This is a genomic window from Yoonia sp., from assembly GCF_046498525.1.
In the GTDB taxonomy this organism is placed as follows: Bacteria; Pseudomonadota; Alphaproteobacteria; order Rhodobacterales; family Rhodobacteraceae; genus Yoonia.
This window is the reverse complement of record NZ_JAWOAN010000107.1, coordinates 1-3,977: the sequence shown is the minus strand read 5'-3', so window position 1 is coordinate 3,977 and position 3,977 is coordinate 1. Positions and strand designations below refer to the sequence as shown.

At 53.0% G+C, this 3,977-nt stretch carries 5 protein-coding genes and 1 pseudogene; 3 read left to right on the top strand and 3 right to left on the bottom strand.

The annotated features are described in order from the left end of the window. Nucleotides 1-159 (top strand): annotated as a pseudogene (locus R6T97_RS07820) (IS256 family transposase); the annotation flags it as partial. Nucleotides 160-382: 223 nt separating this feature from the next. On the opposite strand, the gene R6T97_RS07815 reads toward R6T97_RS07820, so the two are convergent. Together R6T97_RS07815 and R6T97_RS07810 are read right to left on the bottom strand one after the other, a co-directional pair. Further along, complete coding sequence (locus tag R6T97_RS07815) at nt 383-901, bottom strand: DUF1269 domain-containing protein (RefSeq protein ID WP_410348728.1); 519 nt, start codon at nt 899-901, stop codon at nt 383-385. An 84-nt stretch (nt 902-985) separates the two neighbouring features. Further along, nucleotides 986-1,222 (bottom strand): hypothetical protein, encoded by a 237-nt coding sequence (locus tag R6T97_RS07810; RefSeq protein WP_410348727.1) that lies wholly within the window; start codon nt 1,220-1,222, stop codon nt 986-988. 152 nt (nt 1,223-1,374) lie between these two features. Between R6T97_RS07810 and R6T97_RS07805 the strand changes: the two genes are divergently transcribed. Together R6T97_RS07805 and R6T97_RS07800 are read left to right on the top strand one after the other, a co-directional pair. Beyond that, nucleotides 1,375-2,103, top strand: a complete 729-nt coding sequence (locus tag R6T97_RS07805; RefSeq protein ID WP_410348726.1) for a Crp/Fnr family transcriptional regulator — start codon at nt 1,375-1,377, stop codon at nt 2,101-2,103. 520 nt (nt 2,104-2,623) lie between these two features. Then, nucleotides 2,624-3,756, top strand: a protein-coding gene (locus R6T97_RS07800; protein ID WP_410348725.1) for an IS3 family transposase whose coding sequence is annotated in 2 segments (ribosomal slippage) — nt 2,624-2,873 and nt 2,873-3,756 — 1,134 coding nt in all. Because the reading frame shifts where the segments join, the coding sequence is not laid out codon by codon here. Between the two features lie 19 nt (nt 3,757-3,775). Here R6T97_RS07800 and R6T97_RS07795 read toward each other — a convergent pair. Further along, on the bottom strand, nt 3,776-3,977 hold a 202-nt coding region (locus tag R6T97_RS07795), incomplete at its 5' end, for a hypothetical protein (RefSeq protein ID WP_410348724.1).

The following is a 3,977-nucleotide window of genomic DNA, read 5'->3' as shown; positions in this document are numbered from 1 at the left end:
CAAAAGACCGCAAAACTGATGGTCTTCACCCTCATTCAGGCAGCATCGAAAAAATGGCTGCGCCTCAAGGGCAGAAACCAGTTGCCAAAAGTCATCAAAGGAATCAAGTTCACAGACGGTGTCGAAGTGACCAACGACACCGAAAACCGCGCCGCCTGATGATGCGCGTCACCCAAATTCAAGCATAGCTCCTCACCTCTTGTGCCGGGGCGTTTGAGGGCGGTCACTGCGACGTGACCCAGATCACCATCACAAGGCCCGCCGACTGAAAACAGGCGGAGGCGGCGAATGTTTGGGTTCCTCTCTCGTGGCAGCGGCGCAAGGCTGTCGGAACGCGCACAAGCTTTGTTCGGCAAAACGGGTGCCTGCCATGAGCCCCGCGTTATGCTTTCGAGAGGGTCGCAGCCAACTCGGCGTGTTTGGTATCGAAATGATTGCGCAGATGGTTTTCGGCATCCGTGTCAAGGTTAGTGCGCAGAATACGTCCGCCCTTCTTGCTCAGGCGCTCAATGACGCGGTCCGACGCGTCAGACCGCATCATAATGAACAGCGCGGCCTGACCCGGTTGCAGAGCACCTGAAACGTCCTTCATGAAGTCGTCATCAATACCGTAATCAGAAAGACCGCCTGAAATGGCACCTGCACCAGCCCCAACGGCCAACCCCAAGAGGGGATTAAAGAAGATAAGACCGGCTAGAAGGCCCCAAAACGCACCACCGGTGGCACCTACGGTCCACATATTGACCATTTGGTCCAGCTTGATGTTCCGGTCCTTGTCCGTCGACGCGATAACGGCATCGGCAATCTCGACAAGATATTCTTTTGCCATTCCCAAGAGTTCTTTTCGCGCGGCCTCGGCATTGGCGGGCGTGTCATATGCAACGACTATAAGTTCAGACATTCGATATTCCTTTGTGTAACGGCCATCATTTCAGGTTCCAACCGTGGCTGAAGATGCGTGAGTGTTGGTTCAGTGCGGCTGCGGTCAGGGTCTACGGACAGAATTTCCACCTGTGATGATCCGGTTGATCAGTGCGGCGACTGCGTTGTGTCCCATGATTTCTGTTTCGGAACCTCCCGCATTTTCATGTGCGGCAGCTGCATCCTTGAGAACGCCCATGATCTCGTTTTCTGGCAGGACCTTTGCATCGTTCAGCGCAAGAAGCAGCGCTTCGCAGATTGATAAGGCGGCCACACCAGAAGTCGTGCTATGGTCAGACATACTGTTTGCCTTTCAGGGTTATTGCGCGCGCAGTGAGCCTGTGCAGCGGTACAAGCAGTCTTTCAAAGATCCTGTATCTTTGGGCTGATCGACATCAGTCGCGGTCGGTTTCGCTTGGATAAGTGACCAACACCATTTGTGGAGAGGGGCCCATGATGCAGAATAAGCCACTCGCGCGCAAACTGGGCGCCTTTGTAGCTTTGTCAGAGGTTGAACTTTCCATGCTGGAAGGTCTGCACAAACGTCGGCGTAGCTTTGTCGCAGGACGCGATCTGGTGCATCAAGGGCAATCGGATCAGGCTGCGTACATCCTTATTTCTGGCTGGGCCTGTTCTTACAAGCTTCTGGAGGATGGTCAGCGGCAGATTATCGATTTCCAGATCCCGGGCGATTTTCTTGGTTTGCGCAGCGTTATCTTGCACCTGTCGGACCACAGTATAGAGCCTGTCACGAATATCGAAGTGACAGAAGTGCATGTCGCCGACCTTATGCAGGCGTTTTCGAAAACACCCCGGCTTGCCACTGCCGTTCTTTGGGCCGCGTCACGTGACGAGGCAATGGTTGTCGAGCATTTGATCAATATCGGACGTCGCGAAGCGGAGGTCCGTGTGGCGCATTTTTTGTTAGAGCTTGGTGCGCGGCTTACCCTCGTCGGTTTGGGCAGCAAGACGGGCTATGCCTGCCCGCTGACCCAGTATCTGATGGCCGATGCACTGGGGCTTAGCTCGGTACACGTCAATCGGGTCCTGCGAAAGCTGCGCGAAGCTGGAATGGTGACGTTCCGCGATGGTTTAGTTACGTTTGATGACTATGACCGTCTGGTTAAATTTGCAGATTTTGAGATGACTTATCTGGATCAGGTCGGACCGCTACTGATTTGAAATCGCGGCCAGATTGGGTTGCTCTAAAGTTTGATCAATATGGGCAAGAAGTTGTGACCGCTGTAATCCTTCCAGCCTTCGGCAGAGCGTTTTGACGAAACTTTGGGAGGAAGCGTCTCAAGTAGCCACGCTTACTTCCATCATCCTACTGTGGACCTGATGCTGCCGAGTGTCGATGAGAGATCCATGCGATGACAGATGGTTTCACACTGCTAAAAGGCTGAGTAGTTCAATGGGCAGGTATGATTTGAGCCAGCCCCGCGACGGCGCCTCCCATGGCGTGACGGGCCACACCGGTTCGGAACTCAGAATTCGAGGTCGAAGTAATGGAAAATCTTAAGAAGTCGATTGATCAGTTATATACTGGTGCAAATAAGAAGGCAGCGATGTTTCGCTACCTCCTGATCGGCTTTGATGTCTCCACGATCGTGTTCTTTATCGTCACTGTACCTCGTGAAGTGGTCCGGCAAAACTGGACAGCGTGCTAAGATGTATCCAACAATGACGACAGGATACAGAAATGACGAAGAGACGCAGTTTTTCGGATAAGTTTAAGGCCATGGTAGCGCTTGAGGCGCTGCGTGGTGACAAGACGGCGCAAGAGATTGCAGCGAAGCACAAAATCCATCCAACGCAGGTGACGACATGGAAACGGCAGGCGATTGATGGCCTGACTGGCGTGTTTTCTGACAAGGTCAGGAAGGCTGAGCATAACGAGGCCGAAGTCAAAGAACTCCACGCCAAAATCGGGAAGCTGGCGGTCGAAAATGATTTTTTGTCACAAGGGCTGAAGCGATGAGCCCGTCTGAACGCAAAGCGATGATCAACCGGGATCACACCGACCTGAGCCTGACAAAGCAGTGCAAGTTGCTGAAGATCAGCCGCTCATCCTTGTATTACACACCGGTTGGCGTAAATGCTGAGACGCTGGAACTGATGAACGAGATTGATCGGGTGTTCACGAAATACCCGTTCTTTGGAAGCCGCCAGATCGCGGCTTACCTGCCCAGAAACGGGTTCTGTGCGGGTCGTCATCGTGTGCGCCGTTTGATGGGAATCATGGGCCTGCAAGCCATCTACAAGGGGCCAAGCACCAGCAAGAAGCACCCTCAGCATCGGATTTATCCATATCTGCTGAGGAAGGTGCCGATCACGCGGCCGAACCACGTCTGGTGCAGCGACATTACCTACATCCCGGTCCGGCGCGGGTTCCTCTATTTGGTGGCAATCATGGACTGGGCGACACGCAAGGTGCTGGCGTGGCGGTTATCAAACACGCTTGATGCCGGCTTTTGCGTTGAAGCCTTGAACGAGGCCATCGCCAAATATGGCAAGCCCGAGATCATGAATAGCGATCAAGGATCGCAGTTCACAGGGTCTGCCTGGATCACCACCTTGACCGACGCCAAGATCAAAATCTCAATGGACGGTCGCGGTCGCTATCTCGACAATATCTTCATCGAGCGCTTGTGGCGATCACTGAAACAGGAGGCCGTATATCTGCATGAATTGCAGGACGGCTTCCAAGCCAAGCGGATCATCGACAGCTGGATCGGATTCTATAACGCCGAGCGGCCACACACCGCGCTTGAAAAACAGACGCCCGACGACGCATACTTTGGCGCAACACAAATGATGAACCAAGCGGCATGAAACCTAATCCAGATGCATCTTAGCTGAGCCGCAAACCTGTCCAGAAAAACAGGACCACTTCAGAGTACTGTGGTAAGTTATGAAAAACGAAATTGTGATTTGTATTGGTGTAATTGGCGCTAAGCTTCTTGGAGACAAGCTTGCGACTGATCTGCTTCGGAGTCTGGATAAATTCGCCGGCATATTTTGTTTCTGACGCTATTTTATTGTAGAGATCCGAA

What these genes read in the sequence shown, in the direction of transcription:
- R6T97_RS07815 (WP_410348728.1), bottom strand. Translation starts at nt 901, where the DNA reads ATGTCTGAACTTATAGTCGTTGCATATGACACGCCCGCCAATGCCGAG.
- R6T97_RS07810 (WP_410348727.1), bottom strand. Translation starts at nt 1,222, where the DNA reads ATGTCTGACCATAGCACGACTTCTGGTGTGGCCGCCTTATCAATCTGC.
- R6T97_RS07805 (WP_410348726.1), top strand. Translation starts at nt 1,375, where the DNA reads ATGATGCAGAATAAGCCACTCGCGCGCAAACTGGGCGCCTTTGTAGCT.